The organism is Chthoniobacter flavus Ellin428, assembly GCF_000173075.1.
Classification (GTDB): Bacteria; Verrucomicrobiota; Verrucomicrobiia; order Chthoniobacterales; family Chthoniobacteraceae; genus Chthoniobacter; species Chthoniobacter flavus.
In genome coordinates this window covers 85,392-110,338 of record NZ_ABVL01000015.1, presented here as the reverse complement: position 1 = coordinate 110,338, position 24,947 = coordinate 85,392, and the positions used below count along the sequence as shown (strand labels likewise).

The 24,947-nt window shown below is 60.6% G+C and carries 24 protein-coding genes; 14 read left to right on the top strand and 10 right to left on the bottom strand.

Annotation, left to right across the window (positions count from 1 at the left end):
• Positions 1 to 81: 81 nt before the first annotated feature.
• Together CFE428DRAFT_RS21605 and CFE428DRAFT_RS21600 are read right to left on the bottom strand one after the other, a co-directional pair.
• Complete coding sequence (locus CFE428DRAFT_RS21605) at positions 82 to 1,926, bottom strand: hypothetical protein (RefSeq protein WP_006981780.1); 1,845 nt, start codon at positions 1,924 to 1,926, stop codon at positions 82 to 84.
• Positions 1,923 to 3,494 (bottom strand): flippase activity-associated protein Agl23, encoded by a 1,572-nt coding sequence (locus tag CFE428DRAFT_RS21600; protein WP_006981779.1) that lies wholly within the window; start codon positions 3,492 to 3,494, stop codon positions 1,923 to 1,925. Before CFE428DRAFT_RS21600 ends, CFE428DRAFT_RS21605 begins: the two co-directional genes overlap by 4 nt.
• 46 nt (positions 3,495 to 3,540) lie before the next feature.
• Between CFE428DRAFT_RS21600 and CFE428DRAFT_RS21595 the strand changes: the two genes are divergently transcribed.
• From CFE428DRAFT_RS21595 to rfbD, 3 genes are read left to right on the top strand one after another with little or no spacing between them, the layout of a single operon-like run.
• On the top strand, positions 3,541 to 4,335 hold the full coding sequence (locus CFE428DRAFT_RS21595; protein WP_006981778.1) for a dolichyl-phosphate beta-glucosyltransferase: 795 nt from the start codon (positions 3,541 to 3,543) through the stop codon (positions 4,333 to 4,335).
• Between the two features lie 36 nt (positions 4,336 to 4,371).
• The gene (locus CFE428DRAFT_RS21590) at positions 4,372 to 5,277 is read left to right on the top strand and encodes an NAD-dependent epimerase/dehydratase family protein (RefSeq protein WP_006981777.1); all 906 of its coding nucleotides are present in this window, start codon (positions 4,372 to 4,374) and stop codon (positions 5,275 to 5,277) included.
• A 3-nt stretch (positions 5,278 to 5,280) separates the two neighbouring features.
• The gene (gene rfbD / locus CFE428DRAFT_RS21585; protein ID WP_006981776.1) at positions 5,281 to 6,171 is read left to right on the top strand and encodes a dTDP-4-dehydrorhamnose reductase; all 891 of its coding nucleotides are present in this window, start codon (positions 5,281 to 5,283) and stop codon (positions 6,169 to 6,171) included.
• A 16-nt stretch (positions 6,172 to 6,187) separates the two neighbouring features.
• On the opposite strand, the gene CFE428DRAFT_RS21580 is transcribed toward rfbD, so the two are convergent.
• The 6 genes from CFE428DRAFT_RS21580 to CFE428DRAFT_RS21555 form a co-directional block, all read right to left on the bottom strand.
• A complete protein-coding gene (locus CFE428DRAFT_RS21580) occupies positions 6,188 to 7,603 on the bottom strand; it encodes an MBOAT family O-acyltransferase (RefSeq protein ID WP_006981775.1) in 1,416 nt (471 codons plus the stop codon).
• The gene (locus CFE428DRAFT_RS21575) at positions 7,600 to 8,700 is read right to left on the bottom strand and encodes a hypothetical protein (protein WP_006981774.1); all 1,101 of its coding nucleotides are present in this window, start codon (positions 8,698 to 8,700) and stop codon (positions 7,600 to 7,602) included. Before CFE428DRAFT_RS21575 ends, CFE428DRAFT_RS21580 begins: the two co-directional genes overlap by 4 nt.
• Before the next feature lie 227 nt (positions 8,701 to 8,927).
• Positions 8,928 to 9,389, bottom strand: coding sequence for a TPR end-of-group domain-containing protein (locus CFE428DRAFT_RS21570; protein ID WP_131989818.1), 462 nt, complete (start codon positions 9,387 to 9,389; stop codon positions 8,928 to 8,930).
• A gap of 457 nt (positions 9,390 to 9,846) precedes the next feature.
• The gene (locus CFE428DRAFT_RS21565; protein ID WP_042725499.1) at positions 9,847 to 12,456 is read right to left on the bottom strand and encodes a VWA domain-containing protein; all 2,610 of its coding nucleotides are present in this window, start codon (positions 12,454 to 12,456) and stop codon (positions 9,847 to 9,849) included.
• Positions 12,453 to 14,318: a vWA domain-containing protein gene (locus CFE428DRAFT_RS21560; RefSeq protein WP_006981771.1), complete on the bottom strand. Its 1,866-nt coding sequence runs from the start codon at positions 14,316 to 14,318 to the stop codon at positions 12,453 to 12,455. Before CFE428DRAFT_RS21560 ends, CFE428DRAFT_RS21565 begins: the two co-directional genes overlap by 4 nt.
• The gene (locus CFE428DRAFT_RS21555) at positions 14,315 to 15,226 is read right to left on the bottom strand and encodes a DUF58 domain-containing protein (RefSeq protein WP_157447592.1); all 912 of its coding nucleotides are present in this window, start codon (positions 15,224 to 15,226) and stop codon (positions 14,315 to 14,317) included. The genes CFE428DRAFT_RS21560 and CFE428DRAFT_RS21555 overlap by 4 nt, the downstream gene beginning before the upstream one ends.
• A gap of 473 nt (positions 15,227 to 15,699) precedes the next feature.
• On the opposite strand from CFE428DRAFT_RS21555, the gene CFE428DRAFT_RS21550 reads away from it, so the two are divergent.
• Together CFE428DRAFT_RS21550 and CFE428DRAFT_RS21545 are read left to right on the top strand one after the other, a co-directional pair.
• A complete protein-coding gene (locus tag CFE428DRAFT_RS21550; RefSeq protein ID WP_006981769.1) occupies positions 15,700 to 16,173 on the top strand; it encodes a response regulator in 474 nt (157 codons plus the stop codon).
• Between the two features lie 34 nt (positions 16,174 to 16,207).
• Positions 16,208 to 16,579 carry a response regulator transcription factor gene (locus tag CFE428DRAFT_RS21545; RefSeq protein ID WP_006981768.1) on the top strand — a complete coding sequence of 124 codons (372 nt, stop codon included), beginning with the start codon at positions 16,208 to 16,210 and terminating at the stop codon, positions 16,577 to 16,579.
• Between the two features lie 110 nt (positions 16,580 to 16,689).
• Here the strand turns inward: CFE428DRAFT_RS21545 and CFE428DRAFT_RS21540 are convergent, their stop codons facing one another.
• Entirely contained in the window at positions 16,690 to 16,965 is a 276-nt protein-coding gene (locus tag CFE428DRAFT_RS21540) for a hypothetical protein (RefSeq protein ID WP_006981767.1), read from the bottom strand.
• A gap of 106 nt (positions 16,966 to 17,071) precedes the next feature.
• On the opposite strand from CFE428DRAFT_RS21540, the gene CFE428DRAFT_RS21535 reads away from it, so the two are divergent.
• The 6 genes from CFE428DRAFT_RS21535 (at position 17,072) to CFE428DRAFT_RS21510 (ending at position 20,866) form a co-directional block, all read left to right on the top strand.
• Positions 17,072 to 17,842 (top strand): HAD family hydrolase, encoded by a 771-nt coding sequence (locus CFE428DRAFT_RS21535; RefSeq protein WP_006981766.1) that lies wholly within the window; start codon positions 17,072 to 17,074, stop codon positions 17,840 to 17,842.
• A gap of 96 nt (positions 17,843 to 17,938) precedes the next feature.
• Entirely contained in the window at positions 17,939 to 18,553 is a 615-nt protein-coding gene (locus tag CFE428DRAFT_RS21530) for a hypothetical protein (RefSeq protein WP_131989817.1), read from the top strand.
• Between the two features lie 361 nt (positions 18,554 to 18,914).
• Positions 18,915 to 19,400, top strand: a complete 486-nt coding sequence (locus tag CFE428DRAFT_RS21525; RefSeq protein WP_006981764.1) for an FUSC family protein — start codon at positions 18,915 to 18,917, stop codon at positions 19,398 to 19,400.
• Positions 19,401 to 19,482: 82 nt separating this feature from the next.
• Complete coding sequence (locus CFE428DRAFT_RS21520) at positions 19,483 to 19,890, top strand: hypothetical protein (RefSeq protein ID WP_006981763.1); 408 nt, start codon at positions 19,483 to 19,485, stop codon at positions 19,888 to 19,890.
• Positions 19,891 to 19,963: 73 nt separating this feature from the next.
• A complete protein-coding gene (locus CFE428DRAFT_RS21515) occupies positions 19,964 to 20,425 on the top strand; it encodes a hypothetical protein (RefSeq protein ID WP_237705541.1) in 462 nt (153 codons plus the stop codon).
• Positions 20,426 to 20,455: 30 nt separating this feature from the next.
• The gene (locus CFE428DRAFT_RS21510; RefSeq protein ID WP_006981761.1) at positions 20,456 to 20,866 is read left to right on the top strand and encodes a hypothetical protein; all 411 of its coding nucleotides are present in this window, start codon (positions 20,456 to 20,458) and stop codon (positions 20,864 to 20,866) included.
• Positions 20,867 to 21,007: 141 nt separating this feature from the next.
• Here the strand turns inward: CFE428DRAFT_RS21510 and CFE428DRAFT_RS21505 are convergent, their stop codons facing one another.
• Complete coding sequence (locus tag CFE428DRAFT_RS21505; protein ID WP_006981760.1) at positions 21,008 to 21,601, bottom strand: YdeI/OmpD-associated family protein; 594 nt, start codon at positions 21,599 to 21,601, stop codon at positions 21,008 to 21,010.
• A gap of 324 nt (positions 21,602 to 21,925) precedes the next feature.
• Here CFE428DRAFT_RS21505 and CFE428DRAFT_RS21500 point away from each other — a divergent pair, with 324 nt between their 5' ends.
• From CFE428DRAFT_RS21500 to rpmI, 3 genes are all read left to right on the top strand, one after another.
• Positions 21,926 to 22,561 (top strand): helix-turn-helix transcriptional regulator, encoded by a 636-nt coding sequence (locus CFE428DRAFT_RS21500; protein WP_006981759.1) that lies wholly within the window; start codon positions 21,926 to 21,928, stop codon positions 22,559 to 22,561.
• Positions 22,562 to 22,614: 53 nt separating this feature from the next.
• On the top strand, positions 22,615 to 24,450 hold the full coding sequence (locus CFE428DRAFT_RS21495) for a toll/interleukin-1 receptor domain-containing protein (RefSeq protein WP_006981758.1): 1,836 nt from the start codon (positions 22,615 to 22,617) through the stop codon (positions 24,448 to 24,450).
• Between the two features lie 200 nt (positions 24,451 to 24,650).
• A complete protein-coding gene (gene rpmI / locus CFE428DRAFT_RS21490) occupies positions 24,651 to 24,860 on the top strand; it encodes a 50S ribosomal protein L35 (RefSeq protein ID WP_006981757.1) in 210 nt (69 codons plus the stop codon).
• Positions 24,861 to 24,947 lie beyond the last annotated feature (87 nt).

The following is a 24,947-nucleotide window of genomic DNA, read 5'->3' as shown; positions in this document are numbered from 1 at the left end:
AGTGCGGCGTGTCGGTTGGTTACTGAATACTGAATACTGAATACTGAATACTGAATACTAAATACTGATCACTGGTTTCCTCTACTCCTCCAGCTTCGGCACCTCTGCCGCCTTATCCGGCGGGGAATGTAGATCGTAAATCGCTCCCCAGTCGCCGGAGGCGACGAGTCGCGTGGTGTCTCGCCAGGGCTGCGGGGAGTCCTTGTATTTTTCCTCTTCGTTGCGGCCCCAGAAGAGATAACGCGCGCCGAGTTCATCGGCGGTTTTGCGCCAGTCGTTTTCGCCGTTGAGGAGTGAGTCGAGCTTCTCGGCCGGTACCTCCCAGGCGAGGCCATGACTGTGCACGTGGCCGATATAGCCCAGCACCATCTTGCGGCCATCGAGCAGCAAGGGGTGATTGTAAGTCGGCGCGCCGGCGAAACGCTCGGTGACCGGAATTCGGCGCACCGCTTGCGCCACGCCATCGAGGTCCGAGCGCTGGGCGATGGGGAAGCCGGTGAAGCTGGCATTGATGCCCCCGAGCGTAGAAACGAAGCCGGAGAAAAAGAGCACGAAAACCACGAATTGGCGCGACCACTCGGGCCAGCGGGCGAGCAATTCGCTCCACAGGAAAGGCAGGATCGCGAGATACGACCAGATCATGAGCTTCGTGTTGTCCCATTCCCACGGGGCGAATTTCACGAAGCAGCAGACCAGGAAAATGGCCAGCGACGGAAACACCACGAGTCGTCCCCAGCGGTTTTCCCGGTCTTGCCAGAGCACGATGATCAGCATGATGACGAGCACCGGCAGGATGCCGAAATTCAGTGGCCAAAAGAGCGCACCGGCGATCAGGCGAAGACGATCCACCGGTATGAGGCCGGTGGAAATTGGGCCGGCATCCACGCCGAGCGTCTCAGGTGGGCTCGCGCCGAAACGCGCCTGGCACCAATCGAGAAATCCCGGATCATCCCACATCCAGCCAGCCTTCCAGCCGATCAAATTGCCGCCATGCAGGCCACCGGTGATGAGCAGCACAAGCACCGTCGCCGGAACAAAAGCGAGCCCCACCAGCAGGGCGAGCGATCGCCGGGCCGGGCCGTAAAAGACAAACCACACTCCCAACAGGACCGAGAGAAAGAGGAACGTGTGAAAATGAAAGAGCGGCAGCGTCGCGTAGAGCAGCAACTCGCCCTCAAAAGGCAGGCGCCAATCCTCCGGTTTGCCGAAAAAGCGCGCGCGCCAACTGCTGAGCAGCAACAACCCCGCGGGCAGCGCGAAGAGCAACCCACGCTGTGTGGCAAAGAGCGCGAGCGCGAAACTTTTCCACGCGAGGTCGCCTTGGAAGTCGGTGAGCTTCAGCGTGGTGAAAAGGGCGAAGCCGGCGAGCCCGCCATTGGCGAGAAATCCGAAGAGGGTGAAGCCGCGCCCCCAGCGCCACAGGGCCACACCGGTCAGCGCCGCGCCGATCACGCCCATCCATACGAACCCGCGTAACACATCCACGCCCACGAGCAGGAGCAGGCTGTGGAAGAGATCGATCCCGATGGGGTAGGTCAGTTTGCCGCCGGTGAAGATTGGGTTGTCCGGCCAGAAGTGCACCCCGCTGGCGAGATAGCGCACGTAGGTGAGATGCAGGGAGAGGTCGCCGAGGTTGTTCGGCGAAAGCACCTTGATGTCATCGCCATTGATGAACACTACCCAGAGGAAGATGCGTAGCGAAACCAGCGCGAAGGCGATGATGGCCAGCCATTCCGCCAGGCTGGGCGGACGCCGCTCGGTCGATTGCTCGCGCGTCTGCCAAAGCGTGAGCGACATCACGAGCAGTCCGCAGCCGAGAGCCACGCCGGCACTCGAGGAGTTCAATCCGCCGCGGGCAAAGGCCAGCAACAACGCCACGAGGGAGGAGGTGCTGACGGCGTAGAGAATGGCGGCGACGAAATTCATTTGGTTTCCTTTTCCGCCGGCTCCTCTTTCTTCTCGGCGGGCGTATCTTTTTCCTCAGGGCCTTCCTTTGAGCCGGGCACGAATTTCGGCGTGCCCGGAGGAACGAAGTCGCCGAACGTGGGCGGATAGAGATAGAGCGTCGCGGCGTTATCCGAATTGCCGCGGATGCGCATGGGGAGCTTGTAGTATTCCAGCCGCAGCAGCGGCTCGACCTTTTCCACCTCCGCGCTGTCCACGAGCAGGAAATCGGCGTCGAGCGTTTCGGGTAGCTGGTCGGCGTCCCAATAGTTGATCTGCGGATAGTCGGCGAGCAGCCAGGCGAAAGGATAGCGCTCCGGGAGGATGATATTGCCGCGAATCTGGTAGTTCAGCGGATTGCGTTTGACCAGTCGGTCCAGCGGGGTGAGCAACTCGTTCACGTCCGTCATCGTCTGCACGTAGACGTAGGGCTCCGAATCGTCGGTGTAATCGCGATAATTGAGTTTCCACGTGAGGCCAAACGACGCCAGCAGGATGACGCCCGCGCCCACGCCGATCGTCCAGCGATCGATCAATTCCCCGAGGCGCAACACCGCGAGGGCAAAGATGAAATAGAAGGGCCAGACGAGCGAGATGATGCACCACGGCGTCTTGTAGGGCACGATGCTATAAGCGATCAGCGCACCGAGTCCGTAGATCGCGAGATAACGGGCGAACCTCGGCGTGCGCGGCCAGAGCATCCACGCGCCGGCGAAGAGACCGAGGCCGCCGGGCCATTCGTATCGGCCCAGCAGTTGCATCCAGTAGTACCATTCCTTCTCGTGTCCGGATTTCTTATCGACGCCGGTATGAATCCACGTGCCGAAGGTTTCCCATAAGCCGGGCAGCGCGGTCCAATCGAGGAAGCCGCCGGTGTAGAAGAAAAGAATGAGCCCCATGCACACCGCGACGACGGGGACCACATCGCGCCACGTGAATTTTCGCGTGCCGGATTCCCAAGGTGCGGAAGGGGATATCCTTTCGTAAGCAGACAAGCAGGCCCACGCGAGGAAGAAGGTCACCAGATGAATGACGTAGGTCTCTTTGGTGAGGATCGTGCCGGTGATGCCAAGCGCCGTGACCCACAGGTAGCGGCGTTCGCCGAAGCGCCACAGCCCCGCCAATCCCCAGGCGATGAGCATCAGGAAAAAGAGCATCCACGTTTCGTGGATGGCGTAGCGACCATAGAAAACCATGCCAGGCGAGACCGCCATGGCCAGCGCGGCGATCTGGCAGACGCGGTCGTCGAAGTAGCGCCGAAAGGCCAGCGTGAGCCCGACGCAGCCCGTGCTGAGGAGCACGATCGGCATGCGCAGGACCCAAATGCTCCGGCCAAAGAGCGTCTGCGCGAGGAACAGCACGTAGAAATGCAGAGGCCCGTGGAAGTTCGTGGGGTCGTAGTGGTAGTACCCTTGATTGGTGATCTGGTCCACGAACCAGCCGTTCACTCCCTCGTCGAAATGGGCGGGCTTGATCCCCAGCCAGGCGACCCGCAGGAAGAAGGCGAGCAGGAGGATGAGGGCGGAAATCCAGTGACGGCGTGCGATCATCGCTTTGACCACCGGGCGCGGTTGTTGCTAAGTGTGAGGTTCCCCAATGTCAGAAGCGCCATATCTCTCCATCGTCGTCCCGGCTTACAACGAGGCACGGCGGTTGCCGCCGACGTTGACGGCACTGGTGGAGTTTTTCCGGGGTTTCACGCGGACGTATGAGGTGTTGATCGTCGTCGAGCAAAGCACCGACGGAACGCTGGAAATAGCGGCGAAACAGGTGGCGCAACAAGCTCATTTTCAAGTCATCGACAACGGACCGAAGCGCGGCAAAGGCCACGCGGTGCGTTCCGGGATGCTGCGCGCCCGGGGGGGCATCGTCTTTTATATGGATGCGGACCTGAGCGTGCCCCTGGCCGAAGTGCTGCCGTTTTTGCGGCATTTCGAGGAGACTCCGAAGGTCGATGTGCTCATCGGCAACCGGCAGCACGCGGGGAGCCGCATCACCCGCCGGCAGTCCCCGCTGCGCGAGGGCATGGGCAAGATTTTCAACCGCGTGCTCCAGGCCCTGGTAGGGGTGGGCCTGCGGGATACCCAATGCGGCTTCAAGGCCTTTCGCCAGGCGGCTTGCCGGGAGATCTTCTCCCGCCAGACAGTGGAGGGCTTTGCCTTCGACGTGGAGGTGCTGCTGCTCGCCGAAAAACTCGGCTACGTGGCCGAGGACCTGCCGGTCGAGTGGATCAACTCGCCGGAAAGCAAGGTGGAAATTGTCGCGGATAGCCTGCGCATGCTGCGGGATACATGGCAGATCCGCCGGCGGCTGCGGCACGTCCATCGGGCACCGGATGCGCGAATCCGGGTCGAATCGCACGGCGCGGCAGGCGCTGGGCATGAAACGTGATACCTTTACTTATAGCGACAATCCAAACATTTCACGATGCGACTTTTAGTTACCGGCGGTTGCGGTTTTGTAGGCAGTAATTTCGTGCGTTACGTTCTCCAGCATTACGGGCCGGAGATGGTGACCAATGTGGACTCATTGACGACCGGTGGTCTGGCCAGCATCGAGGGCGTGGCCGAGGAGTTTGGCGATCGCTACGAGTTTCTCCGCGCCGATGTGAGCGATGCCGACCGGATCGATACGGTGCTCACCACGCACCAATACTTTGCCGTGGTCAATTTCACCGGAGGAGCCGCGCATGGCGCCGCGGGAACGGCGACCTTGCTGGAGCGCGCCCGGACACACGGGGTGCGGCGGTTTTTGCAGGTATCGAACGATGGCGCGCTGCCTCTGGTCTCGACCGGGCAGGGGAATCAAGCGGCGACCGACGCCCTCGCCCTCGAGGCCTTCCACGCGCACGAACAGGAAGTGATCATCACCCGCGCGGCCTGCAATTACGGGCCATTCCAGGCGCCGGCGGAGTTCATTCCATCATCGATCATCCACGCTCTCCGCGATGAGCCGCTGCCGCTCTTTGGCGACGGCTCGAAGATGCGCGGCTGGCTGCATGTGGACGACCATTGCTCGGCGATTTTTGCCGCGCTCCTGGGCGGTGAGCCTGGGACGATTTATCCGCTGGTGAATGAAGAAAAGGCCAGCGACCTCGAGGTCGCGCAGGCGATTCTGGAGCACTTGGGCAAATCGCGTGATCTCATTCAGGCGAATGCGATCACTCGCGATCCGAGGATGACAGTCAATGATGACGAGCATCTGGCCTTGAAACAACTCGACTGGAAACCGCGTCGGCATTTTGGCCCGGCCCTCCGGGAGACGATCGATTGGTACGTGCATAATCGCGAATGGTGGGACCGCAACGAAGAACCGGACCAAATCGCTCTTTGAGCCATGCCGCGCAAGATCGTGATCGTCGGCAGTGGCGGGCGTCTCGGCGCCGCGCTGTTGCGCGAGTGGCGTGAGCGCGGAGAAGAGGTGGTCGGTTTCAATCGCGAGTTGCTCGATCTCGGGGATTTTTCCGCCATCCGCGAACGGCTCGATGCGCTGGAGTTCGACGTGCTGGTCAATTGTGCGGCGCAGACCAATGTGGACCGCTGCGAATGCGAACCGGAGGAGGCCTTCCGCGTGAACTCCGGCGGCGTGGCCGCGCTTGCGGATGTGTGCACGCGGAAGAAGGCGCGCTGCATTCATATCAGCACGGATTACGTTTTCGATGGGACCAAGGAAAAGCCGTACACGGAGGACGACGAGCCGCGGCCGATCAGCAAATACGGGGAATCGAAGCTCAGCGGAGAGCGCTGTCTCCAGGCGGTTTCCGACAGGCATCTGATCGTGCGGGTGTCGTGGGTCTTCGGGCCGGATCGCGCGAGTTTTGTCGACCAGATCATCCAGCGCGCGCTCACCCAGGATCGCGTCGAGGCGATCGCCGACAAGATTTCCGTGCCGACGTACACGCTCGACGCGGCGCGCTTGCTCTGGCCGTTGGTCGAGCAACCGGAAGTGGGGGGCGTGATGCATTTATGCAACGCCGGCGAGTGCTCGTGGCAGCAGTATGGTCAGCACGCGCTGAACTGCGCCGCGGCGCTGGGGATGCCTTTGTGCACCCAGCACGTCGAGCCGCTGAAGCTGGCGGAGATGAAGAACTTCGTCGCGGCGCGGCCCAGATACACCCCGCTGGCGACGAAGAAGTTCACCGGGATCACGGGTATCACCCCGCGCCCGTGGACGGAAGCGGTGGAGGAATACGTGCGGACGATTCCGGTGGGCGGGGCCTCCGCCTGATGAGCAATCGGCAGAGCTAAAATTGGAAATAGATGAAATCGCCGGAGACGTCGCTACGCAGGAGAAGAATGCCGGTGAAAAGCAGCGAGGTGACGAGCGGGTTTAGCCAGAGGAAGAGAGTTTGTTCACGGTCGGCGAAGACCTGGCGCAGCTTCAAGTCCCAGGCGGCGTGGAGCCACAACGGCAGGGAGTAGATGAGGGTGAGCATGCCGAGGTACTTCGCCACCATCCAATCCATCGCCGGAGCGGCGAAGGGCGAGAGGGTGAGGTCATGGCCCAGTTGACCCAGGTCGCGCTCCCGGAAGATGAGCCAGCCGAGGTTGGTGAGAGCAAACATGAGGAGCACGCGGGCGAGGATGACGGGCCAGCGATCCGGGACGCGGCCGGCGACCAGCCGTTCGGCCAGGCGATAGAGGAGGGTGAGCACTGCGTAGTAAAGCCCCCAGAGGACGAAATTCCACGACGCGCCATGCCAGAGGCCGGTGAGGAAAAAGACGATGAAGAGATTCAAAATCACCCGGCCGGCAGTGCCACGGGAACCGCCCAGTGGGATGTAGATGTAGTCACGAATCCATGACGACAGCGAAATGTGCCAGCGCCGCCAGAAATCGCTCGGCGACTGGGCGAGGTAGGGATGATTGAAGTTCGGCGACAACTCGAAGCCTAAGAGCCGGGCCGAGCCCCGCGCGATATCGGTGTAGGCGGAGAAGTCGGCGTAGATCTGGATGCAAAAGGCCAGGACGCCGACCCAGAGCAGCGGGAACGAGAGGTCTTTTGCCAGGAAAACCTTGTTAGCGGTGATGGCGACCGTGTCGGCGATGACCACTTTCTTGAAGACGCCCCAGACCAACAGATATAGCGCGGAGCAAAACTGCTGCGGCTCGAGCGTGCGCGGCCGTTGGATCTGCACGAGAAAATCGCCGGCACGCTGGATTGGGCCGGCGACGAGCAACGGGAAAAAGGCCACGAAGACGGCGTAGTCGACCAGGCTGCGGCAGGCGCGCACGTGGCCCCGGTAGACATCGACGACGTAGCCGATGCTTTGAAAGGTGTAGAAGGAGATGCCGGCCGGCAGGATGATTTCCAGCACCGGCAGCGAGACGTGCAGGTGCAGGGCGTTCAACAGGCTGGCGACATTGCTGACAAAGAACCCGTAGTACTTGAAGACTGCCAGCAGGCCCAGGTTCGAGCTGACACTCGCTGCGACCAACCACCGCCGGTGGGTTCGCGGCGACTCGAGGCCGATCGCGACAAAGTAGTCGATGACCGTCGTGGCCAGGAACGGCAGCAGAAACCAAGGGTGAACATAGCCGTAGAAAAGCCAGCTCGCGGGAATGAGCAGCAGATTTTGCCAGCGGCGGCGCCCCAGGCACCAGTAGATGCAGAACACCGCGAGCAGGAAGACGGCGTAGTCGAGACTGTGGAAAATCATGGTCGCAGAGACGCTGCTCCGGCGTTATCGAGCACAGGCCGCACTTTGTTCCAGAAAAGCTTCGTGTAGGGAGCCATCATGCTGTCCTGCACATGATCGTCGCTGGAATAATATGCGAAGGTCACCTCCGGATCGGTCGTTTCATCCACCAGGAGCGCGCCCCGCGCCGACAGGTATTCGCGCAACGCCTGCGCATATTTTTGGAGGTTCGGTTTGTCGACCGAGGGCGTATGGCTGTCCTTGGGACGCCGTTTCACGCGGTAGAAAAGCAGCTGGATGTGGCTGCGTTGGGCGACTTCCAGGATGGCCGGAAGAAAGGATTGCGCCACGTTCGCTTGGAAATCGTGGGACTCGATGTCCAGGCTGACCTCGCCGTCCCGGGCGCTGATCGCCTCCTTCTCCGTCTGCGAATACGTCGGCTTGAAGATGCGCGCAGCGGCTTCGCGCACCGGCGCCCGCTCCGGTCGGCCGGCTACCGCTTTGAGTGCCCCGTATTGCACTTTCGTCTGCCAGTCCTTCCGCTTCCGCTGGAGGATGTAAAAGCCATCCACCAGATGTTCCGTCCATGGCTCGGTGTCACGTTGGGTGATGGCGAGGATCGAATGGAACAGCGGCTCGTCCCCTTGCATGCACATTTCGAGGCCGTCGCGATAGCGTTCCCCGGTGCGATGAGCGGGCATGGTCAATTGCTTGTCGCGAAAGAAAATGATCATCCAGTGTGGTGGATGTGACTGGGCGGCGACGATGTTTTTGGTCACCAAAAACCACAGCGCCGTGCCGCTGCCGGGATAGGGCAGGAGAGCACAAGGCACATTCGATACCTTGCGGAGGGCTTCAGGATTGATCCGCGAAGCCAGCATCGAATCACCCAGCAAAACACCGTCCGGTCGCAGACGCTGCAGGAGCTTCACCGGCTTGTCGTTGAAAGGTAACTGCACGAGATCGCGCTCGCGAAATAGTGCGGGGATACAAAAAATGAAAACGGTGATACCGATGGCGCGCAGCCACGTCATCCGACGGCCCAATGCGGTGGCAGGGGTATTCTCGACTGTCGAAGGCATCGCCGCGCCCTCCATGGCGTCAATGCGATCGGACATCTTCAAAGCAAGCTGCTGAAACCGGGATGCCCGGAAGAGGAAAAGATGTTGAGCTCGGTAGTGAAGGCATCGCTTACGCCATAAACGGCACAACCTGCCGAGCTGGAAGAAAAACGAGGCAGTCTTGAGGTGTGGCGTAATAGACTACCAGATGGCTCTCCGCGAGCTTCATACCAATCCGGTGCTCGAATGTCTACGAATTCAGGCTATTCGCAAACTGAACGACTCTAGTTCCAAAGCGACTGCAAATCCGGATCGACCCGCGCGCTCTTCTTGATGCCGGCGTTGATCTGGATGGCCGTGTCGATGCATTGCCGGGCGGTGCTGATGTCGCCAAGACGCGCTTCATAGCAGGCGAGGTTGTAGTGCAGGATGCCCGTGCGCCGAATCCAATCCGGCGCGGCCAGGATTACTTGCTCGGCTTTCTCGTCCCTGTCCAGTTTGTGCAGCGCAAAGGCGCGTTGCACGGTGAACTCTCCCTCGTCGGGGTGCAGCCCGGTGCCTTGCGCGGATAGCAGTTCTGCCGAGCGCCATTCCTTTTTGTGCAGGAGCAGGCGGATGCGCGCGAGCATCACGGGTGAGTCCTTCTGTTCGGAATCGGGAATCACCCCGAGTTCCTCGAGGGCCTCGTCCAAGAGGTTGAAGTAGAGATATCCGTCCGCCGCGTTGAGCGCCCTTTGGGTTTCCAAGCTTTGGACCTTCGATGGCTGACTTAGGTAGAGCATTTACTTGCCTCCAATCTAGAATCGTCTTTTAGACGGGTTGCGCGTGTCGTGTATTCGCCGACACCGAATTCCCGTAGAAGATGTTGCCAGTGCCAGGTGCAATCGCGCCCCTGTCGGCATTTCGCGACGATGCAGGAGAGGTGAAGAATGATTCGATGCGATTTGTTCACAATTTTGCGCCATTTCCACCTCCTTATAAAAGCACTGCACATGCCAAACTCTGGGGGACCCCTACGGGGAAATGCGGTGCACGCGGAATAGCCTTCCGAAAGGGTTGGCGGGAAAGGAATTTTAACCGCGAATGGACGCAAATGGACGCGAATTGAAGAAAGAATAGGGCGAACGCCCGTCTCATTGGCGTTCATTCGCGGTTTCTATCCGCCTCTGCCTCTATGACTTACGTTGATCTATTTGGACGCATTCAGGCGCGCCAGGTCCGGCGCCGGAGCCAGATATCCAAGGGGAGAAGGAGGAGCGCCAGCTCCAGAAAGTAGTTCGTCAGCTCCCGATGCGTGCGCGCCGCGACGGTCGGCCGGGCGAAGACTTCGGCGGGCGAGGGGGCAAATTTGCCCCGCCCTAGGGAGGTCAGGGTGTGCAATAATGACTCATTCACCTCGGTCCGCAGAAACTCCTCAGGATAGCTGCGCGTGTGGCCGAAGACATAGCCGCCATCCGGCAAATCCGGCGAGCTGACGGAGAAGATGGAGGTGCCTTCCTCGGGCAGATCGAAGAGGGCGCGATACTGGCCGGGACCTTCCTGCTCGGCGGCGTGCGTTTCCGTCGAACCATCGGCGCGCAGCATGTTGACGCTCACCGGCATTTGATTGCGGAACGAGCCGTCGGGCTTGATCGCGTCGATCGTCAGCTCCAACTGGTGGCCGGTCTCGCTGGTGTTGACCTGGAAGCTCGACTGATCGCTCTTGCGCATGAGACTGCGCACGAGTTGCGACCAGAATTTGCCGTAGCCCGGCCACGTCAGCCATTCCGCGGCCCAGCGGCTCTTGGCATCGCTGGTGAAGGCCGCGGCCTGGCCGAGACCGTAGCGCCACGTGGCGAGCAGCGGTTCGCCGTGTTCGGTGGCGAGCAGGATATCCGCGGTGGGCTTGGGCTTGGTGGCGTTGTAGCCGAGGAGCAGAGGCGATTGCGGCCAATCGATGCCGGTGGTGATCGGGCTCTTGTTCATCGCCACGGCGAGGAATGGTTCCTCGATGAGGCTGCTCTGCGCGACCTTCATCGTCTCGGTGCTGAAGATTTGCGGCAAGGTCGTCGCGTCGTCGGTGAGATAGAAGCGGCCGCTTCCGCGCTCGGCGAGTTGGCGGAGGAACGGTGTATCCTTGTCCTGCTCGGTGCCGAGGCCGACGACCGAGGTGGTGATCTTCGCGGCGAGCATGGCGGAGGCGAGGTCGAGCGAATTGCCGCCGGTCCGAATGCCGTCGCTCATTTCGCCCGCGGCCTTTTCCTCGGCGTCGGCGGCATCGGAGAAAAGCAGGAGATGCTTCACGCGCGCGGGGATGTCCCGCAACTGCTGAAACGCCTCGACCATCGACGTGTAGATATAGATGCCGCCGCCGCCGGCGGTAATGCTGAGGATCTTCTGCTCGGCCGCTCCCTTGGCGCTGATCGGCGCCAGCGGCACCACGGTGTGCGGCTTGGTATCCACAGCCACGACGCCGAAATAATCCTTCGGCTGGAGCGCATTCATGGCGAAGACCGCGCCTTGATCGGCGAGCGAGATCTTGGTCTGCCCAGCCACCGCCGCAGTCATCGAGCCGGAACGATCCAGCACCACGAGCATGGCTACGGTGGGCGTGTCGAGGCGGTCGTCGTGCTCCATGCGCACGGGCAACATTTGCTCGATGGGCGTGCGGTAATAGCCGCCGACGCCGAAGCTGTTTTCGCCACCGATCATGACAAAGCCGCCGCCAAAATCCTGCACCCAACGGCGATAGAGATCCATCTGCTGACGCCCGAGATTGAGCGCGGAGACATCGCTGAGCAGGAAGAGATCGAACTGCTGCAGATCCTCGAGCGTCTTCGGCAGGGCGCTCAAACCGCGTGTCTCCACCGAGATCTTTTCCTTTTGCAAAACGCCGGCCAGGGCGCGGCCGTTGTTTTCATCGGAATCGACGAGCAGCACTTTCGGCTCGCCGCGCAGGCTGGCGGTAGCGGAGGCGCGATTGTTTTCGGCGACGGTGTCCTGGGCCGGCAGGATTTCGACTTCGTAGGTGATGAAGTTGCCGTCAGCCTTGAGATTCGGCGCGCGGAAGGCGTTGTCGCCGACCTTGATCTCCATATCGCGCTGCTCGATCAGGAATTGGTTTTGATACAGCTTCACCTTTGCGGTGGTGACCACGTTGCTGCGAATGTGGGCGGTCAGATCGAAAGGCTCGCCGGCTTTCAAGCGGCGCGGCACTTCCACTTTTTCCACGAGGACCTCGGGCGCGGATTCATTATGCAACGGCACGGTCATGAGCTCCACGCCTTGCGCTGCGAGACGCGTGGCGCCGGCGGCGGCTTGCCCACCGGTGTCGTTGCCATCGGTCAAGAGTACGACACGGCGTGCCTTGCCCGCGGGGAAAATCGCACTGGCAAAATCCAGCGCGCCGCCGATGTCAGTGGCTTTGCGATCGGTGGGTTCCGGCCATTGTGCCGCGGGTTGCAGATGGACAGCCGGGGCCTGCCAGAGCTCGGGCTTCGCGGCAAAGCCGATGACGCCGGCGGTGTCGCTGGTGTGTTGCGCGGCGAGGCTCGTGGAGACGAAATTCCGCGCTTCCTTCTGTGCCGGTGCGGAGATGCTCGCCGAATGATCGACGACGAAGAGCACCGAGAGTTCCTGCGAAGGCAGCAGCCAGCGAATGCCCGCCAGCGCGAGGACGAGCAGCAGCATGATGAAGACGCGCAGCGCGAAGCAGACCTTGCGCTGCAGCGGGGTCATGTCGGCCAGCGAACGGTGTTGCGCCCAGACGAGGAAAACCACGACCAGCGCAAAGGCGAGCGCCCAGGGATGGGCGAGATCCACGAAGCTGCTCACTCGGTCCGCCTCCGGTGAAAGAGCCACCATTCCAACGCAAACAAGAGCAGCGCCGCTGCTGCCAGGTATTGCCACAGAGGCCAGCCTGTGACGCGGGCCAACGAGACCGTGGGCAGGGCGAGACCGGCCGAGGTCGGCGTGCCCGCCTGGCGCAGATCGGACTCCGCTTCACTGAATGTATTCACCGCCAGCCAGCGCGTGCCGTTCGGGGTTTGCCAGGCGTAAAAGCCATTGGTCAATGGTTGGAAGAGCGATTGCACCACCGGCGATTTGGCTGTGGCCTTCTTCCACGGATTTTGCGGCTCCGTGAGCACGCTTTCACCCGCGGTCAGCGGCAATGTTTCTCCGGCGCGGCGGCTGAGCACGGGGGTGTTCTCCTCGCCGGCCAGCCAATGGAGCGTATTGGAAATGAGCAGCGGGAAAGCGACGCGCAGCGGGAGGTCGGAGTCGCCGATGTCGAGTGCGAGGGCGGCGACGCGCGATGAGCTGCCGCGCTTTTCGCCGGTGATCAGGAGCGGATGCTCGAACGAGCGGATCGGCGCCTGCCAGTTCCAATCTTCCGTCTTGGGCAGTTGCAGCGAGGCGGCGTGGAGCAAGGTGATGTTTTGCAAATTGACGAGGCGCAGCACCGGTTGGCGGCTGTCGAGATCGGAGATGAGCGGTTGATCGAGCGCGGGCTCGGAAGTGTTGAAGGGCGTTTGCTTGAGAAAGAAGAAATTCGCCCCCGGATTCGCGATGTTGAAATCGCTGGGGACGAAATTGTCGCAAATCACTGCATCGAACTTTGCCGCGACGCTGGCCGAGAAGCTGTCGGGTGTGACCAGTTCGAAGGCGATGCTTTGGTCGGCGGCGAGCAGCTTCTCGAGGAACCAATTGCCTTTCGTGACGAGCAGGATGCGCTTGGGTGGTTCGACGGGAAGAACGGCGTAGGCGACGTTGTCCGAAGCAAGCGCGTCCTTCGTATCCAGTCGGGCGGTAAGCCAGCCGCGCGCGTTGTTGCTCGGGCGGGGGACGGTCGGGAAGACCTGCACCGCGTGGCCGCCCGGCTCGATGGAGAGCGGCTTCACGTCGAGCAATTGCCCATCGTAGGCGAGTTCGACATTGGTCTTCGCCGGCGATGTGCCGAAATTCGCCACCTCGAGCAACACCTCGGAGGTTTCGGGGCTACTCAATACTGGCCGCGTGGCGAAGCGCGTAATGGCCAGGTTGTCGCGCGCGGTGCCGACGGTCACGAACTCCAGCGGGATCTTTTTGTCCGCGGGTTTCGTCTCGGCCGGGCGGTCGGTGAAGACGATGATGCGCCGATCGCCGCCGCGTGAGGCGAGCAACTCGCCGGCCAGGTTGATCGCGCTCTGAAGATCGCCGCTCGCGTCCGTGGCGGAGAGTTTTCCCAGCGTTTCGCGCAACGCCTTTTCATCGTCGGTGAAAGGCGTGATCACGCGCGCTCCGGCATCCACGGAAATCATTGCCATCTGCCGCAAGGCGCTGGCCTGGCGCACGACATTGGTCGCTTCGGCCTTCGCCTTGGCGAAGCGCGTCTGGCCATCCGGTTCGGTCGCCGCCATGCGTGCGCGGGTGTCGACGATCAGGACCGTCGAGGCGCCTTCGGTGATCTGCCGATCCAGCGTGGGATGCATCAGCGCGCCGAGGATGAGCGCGAAGATGAGCAAATGCAGCAGCAGGGAGAAGAGCTGGCGGAGCTTTTGGAAAAACGCGCGGCGCTGATTCTCTTGGAGGATACGTTGCCAGAAAAGCAGCGTCGAGACCGGCATGGGCCGGCGCTTGAGCTTGAGCAAGTAGAGCAGGACGATGACCGGCGCGATGCCGGCGAAGCCCACGGCCCAGACGTTGAGGAAAGTCACTGGATCATCCTCCCATCTCGCAAGACCCGCAGCACGAGCTCTTCAAACGGCACGGCCGTCGTGGCCTGCGCGTAGCCGATGCCGTGTTCGAGGCAGAACGCATTCGCCTTCGCCAGAAACGCGTCGACTTCCGCATGATAGCGGCGCAGCAGCGCCTCGCTCGCCGTGACCTCGTAAGCCTCGCCGCTCTCGCTCTCGATCAAGCGCAGATCGCCCGTCGCGGTCGGGCGGATTTCCACCGGATCGAGAATCTGGATGACATGCACCTCGAACTGCTGATAGCGCAACAGCGCGAGCCCTTCTTCGAAACCGCGCGGATCGAAAAGATCGCTCAACACGAAAACCAGCCCGCGCCGTTTCATCCGCTGGGCGAAGGTCCGCAGGCAGGCCTGCAGGTCCGTCTGCCCCTCCAGCGCGGGCGCGTCGCGCAGAAAATCCAGCACCTTGTGAAACTGGCTCTTGCCCCGGCAGAGGCCGAGGTCCTCCTCCAGCCGCGAGGCGAAGTAGTGCACGTTCACGCGGTCGAGATTCGCCAGGCCGATGTAGGCCAGCGAGGCCGCGATCCGCCGCCCCTGGTCGAACTTGCTCAGTCGATCGCTGCCCTCCGGCTTCCAGCGCATCGAGGCACTGGCATCGACCAGGAAGGAAATGTCGAGATCCTGCTCCTGCTCGAAGAGCTTCACGAAGAGGCGATCGAGACGGCCGTAGATGTTCCAATCTATCGACCGCAAGTCATCGCCCAGCGTGTAGTTCCGGTAATCGGCGAACTCCAGGCTCGACCCGATTTGCCGCGAACGCCGCTCCGCCCGGTGCGCTCCGCGGAAGAGTTTCTTCGAAAGCAAATAGAGCTGCTCCAGCTTCGTGAGAAACGAGGAATCGAAGAGCAGGGGGGCGGTGGGAGTTTCCAAGACGCGGTAAAATTGAGCGGGAATTCGCGCTACGGCAATCGTGTTCGCCACCAGAATGCGAGATCGAATCGTTCCGGCCACGCGATCGACCGGTCGGGAAGGGGAAGAAGCTGGCGTAGTTTCAAGGAAGAATGCCGGTATGCATGTGGCGGCAGAGGTTGGCGATTACGAGTTGTGGAAAACCTCCGATTTGTGTAAATGACGGTGCATGACGTTCCCCCGGATGTTGCTCGCCGCCCTTGCGCTTCCGCCAACCGTTTTCAAAACGGGGGAAAAATACGGTTTTAACAGCGTCCGGGGTGGTGCGGACGCTCCAGGTAAGTAGAATTGCTGCGGCCATGAATCGAATCACCGCCAGCCCGGAAACGAAATTTGAGAGCTGGAATCAGGGTGTTTTGTCGCCGATTCGCGTCGTGGAATTCTTTTATCGCGGCATAGCAGCTGCTTTATAGAGTTTCTAAATACTACAGCCTATGTCACTGCCCGCCGTTGTTTCCACTCCCGAACCCGCCGAGAACATCCTGCCCTCCGGCATTCGGCTCCACGAGCCGGCGGCGGATATTGCCAAAAAGGTCCTCCTCTTGGAAGACGATCCCGCCTTCAAGGAAATCATGACCGATTTCCTCACCGAAAGTGGCTTCCATGTGATCGGGGTGACCAACGGCGTGGAAGGCGTGCATCAGGTCCTGGCCAGCGATTTCGAAGTGCTGCTCTGCGACATGATGATGCCGACGCTGCCGGGCGACATGTTTTTCCGCGCGGTCGAAAGAATGCGCCCGCATCTCTGCGACCGGTTCATTTTCATGACGGGTCATCGGGGCAACACGAAAGTGAACGACTTTATCGCCAGCGTAAGCGGCACCATCCTGACCAAGCCGTTCCACGTGGACGACCTGCTGGAGATGATCGCGTTCATCAACGTCCGCACGATGTTGCTGGCGGCGTAAAAGTTCTCCCTCGAAAACCCCGACCGATAATTCCATGAAAGTTCTCATTGCTGACGATGACAAGGAGCTGGCCGAAGTGCTGGCCAATTGCGTCACCGCCTGCGGCCACGAGGTGGTGGGAACCGTCACCGGTGGCGGCCTGGCGGTCATTCAAGCCTTCGCGCGTTGCGAGGCGGATGCCGTGCTGCTCGATATCATGATGCCGCGCTACAACGGTCTCACCGTTTGCCACGCGCTGCTCAGCCGCAAGCCCGATGCGAAGGTCATCTTCGTCTCTGGCAGCGCGGACAAATCCGACCCCTTCGTGAAAGGCTGCGGAGCCGTCGGCTATCTGCAAAAGCCGGTGGGCCTCACGGAATTGCGCGAAGCGCTCGACGCCTGCCAGCAGGCGAACGCGGCGGCGTAAAGGGTGGAATCTTAATCTTAATCGTAATCCTAATCTTTCTGCCGTTCGGATTCGGAGGGGATTAAGAGTAAGATTACGATTAAGAAGCGGACCGCGGCTCCGACCCTACACTACGCTCCCCGCACCTTCTCCTTCTTCGCCTCGGCGTCCTCATTGATCCGGCGAATCTCCCGCGTGAGCTGTTGCTCGAGCTGCGCGGCTTCCTCGTATTTTCCTTCCTCCGCGGCGGCAGCGATCTTGTCGCGCAGGAAGAGTTCCTGCTCGGCCACTTTGGCTTTCGCCGCGGCATCGATCTCCGCCAGCTCGGCTTTTTGTGCGTCCGTCAGCGTGCGGGCAGGGGATTGCTTTTGCAGCCGTTCCATCGCGAGTTCGTAGGCAGATTTCATATCAGGGTATCCAAAAGAGAGTTGAGACTTGGGCTGGGCGCAATAACTTGCCGACCCGCTTTACGCGATCTTCGGCAATTTTACCGCATTCCTCAACCCTCAACTCATGATCAAACTGCTGAGCACCGATTTCGATGGCACCCTGGTCGATCACGACGCCACGCCCCGCGTGCAACCCGCGCTCTTCGAGACGTTCCAGCAGTTGCATGAGCGCGGCGTCCTTTGGGCCGTCAATACCGGCCGCGTCCTCTGGCACATCGAGGAAGGCCTGCGCGAGCTGCAATTTCCCATCCTGCCGGATTTTGTCCTCACTTCCGAGCGCGAAGTCTTCCATCGCGGCCCGGATGGCCGCTGGCAGGACTACGGCGATTGGAACGCGCGTTGCGCCAAAGAGCACGACAACCTCTTCGCCCAAGCCAGCCAGTTGCTCACCGACATCGAGGACTTCCTCGCCAAGCACACCCGCGCCCATCCCATCTACGAAGGCGAACGTCTCATTGGCCTCGCCGCGGAATCCGACGACGAGATGGACGCCATCGTCGAATTCCTCGCCCGCGAATGCAAACGCGTGCCCGGCTTCCAGTTCATGCGCAACACCATCTACGTACGCTTCTGTCACGAAGCCTACAGCAAAGGCACCGCGCTCGGCGAGCTGGCCCGGCTCACCGGCATCTCGCGCGACGAGATCTTCGCCGCCGGCGATCACTACAATGATCTCCCCATGCTCGATGGTCGCCACGCCAAGTGGGTGACCTGCCCCGGCAACGCCGTCGAAGCGGTGAAAAAGACCGTCAGCCAGGCCGGCGGCTACGTCGCCAATGGCGTCTGCAGCGGAGGCATCGTCGAAGCGCTGCGCCATTTCCGGGCTGGAGAGTAAGCCGATGCCGCTGAGGTTGGGAAAACGAACCTCAATCTGTCTCTCGTGACCAGGTTTTCTGAGATTCGGAGTTCCTTAATCTGGACTCTCCTCGCGTTGGCATACTCCGTGGCGATCGGATTGATTCCTTATCTGGAGGGGCGGTTGAATACGACGTGGATCATTCCGCCTCTGTTTCCGACCGTTTCGCTACCGTGGCTTTTGTTGTTCGTGGCTTGCGCCGTTTTGTTTTTACACACCGCGCGCTCACTTTTTTCCAAACGTCACCGAGCTGCTGTTGCCTTTCTTTTCTTCCTGAGTCTCCTCTTTTTGCGGGCCAGTTGGACCGTTCACCCTGACCGTGTGTTTCGATGGGGATTTAGCGATTACGCGAGGACAGTCCTGACCGCTGACGAGTGGCGGGAAATATCCCGGATGGCGCAGGAAAATCTCAGGCCGCAGATCCCGATTCGTTTTCCGCCCTACGGCGTGGGGGGCACTGCTGAAGAACAGTTGCTCTGGTCGAAGTTCACGGCCACCACACAAATTCAAAAACTCGACGACAGTTTCAGAATAGTCGTATCTCCCGGGGAGACCTGTATCACTTGGGGAGGACCACTCGTCGGACACAGAAGCATCGTCATCTTCACCCACCAAGGCGACCAGTTACGGGAAGCGCCGGGCGATCAACTTATCGCGCAGGATATTTTCACGTCGGTGAGTTCAGATTGAGCCGGACAAAGAGAGAGCTTGCTTTAGTTTTGGCTCTTCGCTGTTTGGAATGGGTGCCAACGGCTTGGCGTTTGCCCCGCGGTGAAATTATGGCAGTGAGCGCGAAGCGCCCCAACCATCTTTGTCATCCTGAGCGGAGCGGGGAAGCATGGGCGGAGTCGAAGGACCTCCGACTTCCGCGGGTTTTTGTGCGGAGCGTCGGCAAGCTCTCGAAGAGAAAACGTCTTCTCCGGTGAAGCGCGTGAAGAGAAGGATATTGAGCGTCCCCCTTCTTAGTTTTTTTTGCGTCCCACCGCAGCGTTGATCTGCGTCGAACGCATCGACTTCCTCGAACGAGCGCATAGCCTCCGTTCCGCTGCCGATGAAGACTCCACGCCTTTCGCTCTCGAGGAAGAGCCTCGTCTATCCAATCCGCACGACTATCGCCGCCGTGCTGGCCTTGCTCGTCGCGCGCACCTTGGGCTTTCGCGAAATCTATTGGGCGCCAATTTCCGCGGTGATCGTTGTGCAGTCGGACTTCGGTTCCTCTCTGCTCATGTCCTGGCATCGCCTGGCCGGCACCGCCCTGGGCGTTTCCGTTGGCGCCCTGTTTGCCGAATTCCTTGGCCGGAGCGCTCTCGTTTTCGGCTGCGGCGTCCTGGGCGTTGGCGTGTTATCCGCGGTCCTGCGCCTCGATCGCCCGGCCAATCGTTTCGCCGCGATCGCGTTCACGATTGTCTTGCTCGTCCCCTACGCCAAGCCGCCCTGGGTGGTCGCCCTCCACCGCTTCATCGAGGTCTCCGCCGGCATTCTCGCCGGCTTGGTCCTCACCGCGGTCTGGCCCGAGCCGCGGACGAAGAATGCCTGAGAGTAGATGTGTGGCGCCGCTGCCTGGACAAAGATGTCGAGTTTTTCTCGCGTCCATGCTGCTTTAATAAGCCGTTAAGTCCATGAAACTGCTGCCCAACCAAGTCGATGAATCATGTCTTTTGCGTTTGGGCGAAGAGGCGGTATCACTGCTTGAAAGAGGTGATTTTCAGACACTGGCTGATCGGTTTGGTTACGCTCTGGCATTTGGAAATGATCCGGCTGTCGTCATCGAAGAAGAACTGCGCTCCTGCATCGCCGAGTTCCGGGTTTTACCAGAACGGCAGTTCGTCGTTTCACCCTGCATCGAGGTGAAATATTTTCAGCGGAATAACGCTGGTCTGTTTGCCGTGATTGAGTGTGTTTTTATGGGCGCAGAAGGCTGCCCCATCCTTGCCGAATTGATCGTCACCTCGTCTGGAGAAGATAAGTATGTTTCTCTCGAGCAGGTCAGCCTGGCCTCTGCTCCGGTCGGTGACGTGCAAACCTGAGGAGACAATGAAGCCGCTCCTTTTCATCCTATTGTTTTCCGCAGTCTGTTACGCGGAGTCGAGCGTCAAAGAAATGCCCTGGCCCAAACGCGTGTGCGAATTTCCCGACGGTGAGGAATTCAGCTTTGTCTCCGACCGCTACGAAGTCCGTCACCACATTCCGGACGATCCAGCCATCCAATCGGAGGGCGGTTCCGGCGGACCGATTATCGAACTCACCCTTCGCGATCGCCAGAGCGGCTGGCACACCACCTTTACCACTCAAAGCGTTGGCGAAAGGCTTTTGGTTCCCTGGCATGGCCGGCCCCAAATCGAAGTTTGGAGTAGTGGCGGGGGAGGCAATTGGGTGCGGGAGTTATATCGCTATGTCGACGGCGAATACCGCAGCGTTCGCATCGACGACTTCGAGCACGTACCTCACCACCATAACCAGAAGGCTCTCAAGGCTACACTACCGCACGGGTTCCATGGAAGAGGGTATCCCGAGGGTGATCCCGCGCTTTACTTTATCGAGGCTCGGCTGCCGACTCCTTGAAGCTTAACTCCGTGCCACGTGTGAACCATTATGACCGATAGTGAATCACCCTCGGGACGCTTTCGCATCGCCATCTCCGCTTGGGAGGCGCGCATGTCGCTTTGGATCGAGACACCGACCGTGTTGGACAAGACGACGGGGGAGACGCTGCTGTCCTTCAAGGATGGGAACTGGTCGTTGGATGCGGCCCGCTGGCTGAGCGATTCAATCGTGGAACTTACGCTGCGCAAATATCCGGGAAATCACCTGCCGGTGAATATCATCGCCACCCTGGATTGTGCGAATCGAACCGCGCGGATCGGAGAGAAGGAGGTCCAGTTCCTGGCCGAGGTGGAGTCTGCCTTGGATAACGCCCTGACGTGGCGAACGGTGACTCCGCCGCCGCGGGCGGCCCGGAGTGGGTTTGCCTCGGCGGTGCGTCGCTTTTTCTTCGGAAAGTGAAGCGGCGAGACCGCTTCCGCTTGAATCGACATTCAAACCCGGGGAACAAGGTGCATCGCTCCGCGATAGGAAGAACTGCCGGCCCGCTCCCCGGACCCCTGCCGCACTTTCATACAAGTCACAGTTTCATTCAATTGCAGCTTAATCGTTCATTCCCTTCCCATCGAGAATTTGCGGGATACATTTCTCGATCCGGGCAGTTCGGGTGGCAGATTGTTTGGCGCCGGAAAAATGGATGAGGTAGGCACGCTGGCGTCCGGCGGTGAGGGACTGAAAAGCTTTTTTGAAAGCGGGTTGTTCGTCGAACCTGGCTTGTAACTCTTCCGGGATGGCGAATTCCGTGATCTTTTTGTAAGTGACTTCCAGGCCCGCTTTTTCCGCGGCGATGGCCTCCTGGAGGTAGGCTTTCAAGGTGGGCGCCAGCTTGGTGATTTGCCCGAGATCGGTGAATCGAATTTGCCGCGCGGCCTGGGTATTCTCGCCGGCTTTGACGAGGATGCCTTTGGGATCCTTGAGCAAGGCGCCTTTGCCAAGGAGCAGCGAACAGTATTCCTTGAAGCCGATGATGAGGACGATGTTCTTCCCCTCGAATGTGTAGCAGGGTTTGCCCCACTTGAGTTCCTCGGTGAGCGGACAACTGAGCACGATGGCGCGCAGTTTTTCCATTTCCTCCTGCCACCGTTTGGCGCTTTTGAAATAGCGATCGGCCTTCGGATTGGTGCTGCTCTTGGTCATGGGATGGAATAGGGAGTGGCGGGTGGTATCGGACCGTCAATGATGCGCCGTATCATTTTGCCGACCAGGGCACACGCCCAAATTCGTCGGCAAATCCGCGTGAAGTTTTCGGAACATCCGACTGGGAAGACAGAACATCCAACATCCAATGAACCTTCGGGGCGGAAGCGCGGGAGAACTGTCGAAGTCCGAACCGCGGGTATCCACTATCCACTCTCCACTCTCAACTCATCACGCCCTCAGTGTGGGATCACTGACCTAGGCTACATGACAACGCCGCTTGTCGACGACCAACCTTTCGGCGTAAGACGATCCATTCCCCAAATGAAGCAGCGACTCCTCCAGCAAGTCGGCCGCAGTGCGCGGCTCCGTGTCCTGAATGAACTCAAGCGGACCCAGGGTCTGTGCGTGGCCGATCTCGCGGAGCGCATCGGCATGAGCTACATGGGGGCAAAGGGCATCTGTCTCGATCTGGAGAAGCGCGGGTTGCTGGATACCTGGCGGCAGCCGCAGAAGATCGGCCGGCCGCATCTGCTCTACCGCCTCACTCAGCGGGCCCAGGATCTCTTTCCCACGGAGAGCAACAGCCTGACGATCGATACCCTGGAGGCGGCGCGGAAACTCTACGGGCCAACCGCGCCGGACAAGCTCCTGTTGCTGGTATTCCAGAAAAAAGCGGAGGAATATCTGTCAAAATTGAAAGGCGAGACGCCGGCGGAGCGGGCGAAGTGGCTGGCGCGGTTGCGAGATTATGATGGTTATATGTCGGAATGTGAGACGGATGAACAGGGGGTGGTGCGTATTGTGGAACATCACTCGCCGATCCTCGATATTCTACGTAAATTCCCTCTGGTTGCTAAACTGGAAGGTGATATGTTTCAACGCCTCGTTGGAACGCTTGTGGAACGGGCAGAAACCAGCGTTTCGGGTCTCTATAGTGCCACCTTTCGCCTGCTGTAAATCCCAGTAATTCCCCTGAGCGATGGGCACTTTCCTTGCTTCTCTCATTCGGTATGCAACCGCGCTGGCAGCCTGACCAACACGGAACCCCGATTGTCCCTAAACTGCAGGGAGGCCGGAGTTCCGGCGCCGTCGCGCGCGAATTTATCCAGGAACCGCTGCCGGATCTGGAGCAGCAGCTGGCCGCGGAGCTCGAGGGTGTTTCGTGGGCCGTGGTGGCGTTTACCTTGGAAGATACGGTGTGGTGCGACTGGATTTATCGCAATCTCAACGGCTATCCGCTGCCGGTGGCGCTGGTCGACCGCGTGACTGCGCACGGATTTCCGCGGCCGGATTGCCTTTCGATTTTCCCGGATCGCCGTGATCCGAATTATGCGGACCACTTGCCGCACGCTCTCGAGGAGAGCTCGTATCTCGTGGTGGTGTGCTCGCCGGATTCGGCGAATTCCGAGGCGGTGGATGAGCAGATTCGCGCTTTCAAAAAGGCCGGTGGCGAAGAGCGCGTGCTCGCGTTGGTGGTGGATGGTCCGCCGGATGCGCGGCTCGGCGAACATCGTCGGGCGGCGAAGTGCGAATGGCTGCCGACGTGGTTGCGCTGGCGGCTGGAAGAAAACGGTTTTCGTGCGGCGGATCGCTGGGAGCCGCGGGTCATCGATGCCCGGCGCGGCTATCGCAGCCTCAAGCAGGTACGTGATTGTCTGCTCGCCGCGCTCATCGATGCGGATGTCGAAGAACTGGATCGGCTCGGCGCCTGCACGCGAAATGTCGAGGCGCTGACGCAGCCCGCGATCCCGGCCGTCAATACCGTGACGCCCAAGGTGCCGGTGCCTTCCTCCGTGGAAAAAAAGGAGGCGGTGATGGCACCGACCGCGGTGCCCGCTATCTCCGCAGCGCCCGCTGCAGCTCCGACTCCTTTGCCGATGTCGGCGGCCTCTCGCCGAGGCTCGAAATTCACCATCGGCATGGCGGTGGGGTTGATTATCGTCGCGGTCGTGTTCGGGACACACGTTTTTCGGGAAATCACCGCGGAAGATCCGGCGTCCACGTTGGAGGTGGCTCCGGTGACGGGTGTGATGGCGGGGCGTTCGGCGAAGCCGGCGCCGGTGGAAGAGGCAAAGCCCGGCCCGCAAGTGGTGACGCAGACGTCTGAGACCGTGCAGCCGGTGGAGACGACGTCGATACCTGCCCAGACGGTGGCCGTGGCGTCCGAATCCGCGCCGACGCCTGAGGTGAAACCGACGGTGGAAGCGAAAGAGCCGACGGCGGAGGAAACGACGCCTGGTCCGGCCTTGACGCAGAATACTCAGCCGACGGTGGATGCAGTGCCGGAAGTCAAACCGCCGCCGCCCACGCCGCCGGTTGCGGTGATGAATGTGCGGGAGGCCGCTCCGACCGGAGTGTGGGCTACCTCGAGAATTCAATCGATGGAGTCGCAAACTCCGTCGAAGAGTGCGCCGGAGGAAGTGGTGGCGGTGACGCCTTCGCCCACAGGCATTCCGGCCAGTGTGCCGGCGAATTCTCCGAATAGTTCGGAGTCGGATGCAGTGCTTCTCGACGAAGTCAAGACATTGGAGCGGCGCGGCGACGAGACAATGACGGAGCGGCGCACGGAAGATGCGCTCGACCTCTACCGCACGGCCCTGAGCAGCGCCGAGGAATACGCGGCGCGCAAAGGGGCCAACCCGGCGGCGCGCGACCAGGTGGTGGCGCTCATGCGCAAGCTGGGGACGTTGCAGATGCAGAATTCCTCGACGGCGGAAGCGCGGGCCACGTTCATCCAGGCGCGGAAGTTGTTGTTGCAGATCAAGTCGCAGGGCGGCGGGACCCGCGAGCGGGCCAAGGCGCTGGACGAGATCGAATCGCGGTTGCTTTCGCTGCCGAAGGATTGAGGCGGTAATTACCAAGAGACGCAGAAAGGGAGACGGCGATTCGGGGGCGGTTTCTGTGCGGTTGCCAGACGTGCCGCGGCGATGTAGATAGAGGCCTTCTCCTGGGGCTGAAGGCCTTTTGTGTCTTCTGTGCTTTTTTGTGGGAATTCAGAAGAAAAGAGCTTGCCGATTTGAAGCGGGCCGCTACCTTGCCCGCCCCTATGCCAAGATCAGTCGCACGTCGCAAGACGAAGAAATCCGCCGCCAAGCGCTTCAAGCTGACCGCGTCTGGCAAGATGCTCCGCCGTAAGCCCGGCCTGCGCCACCTCGCCTCGAGCAAGAGCTCGAAGCGCAAGCGCAAGCTCGGCAAGGCCGGTCAGGTCCACGAGACCATGATCGACCGTATCAAGGAGTGTCTGCCTTTCGCGTGATTCCCTGATCTTAATCCTAATCTTAATCTTAATCTTAATCCTTCCCCGCACGGTGTGGGATTAAGATTAAGATTAAGAGCAAGATTA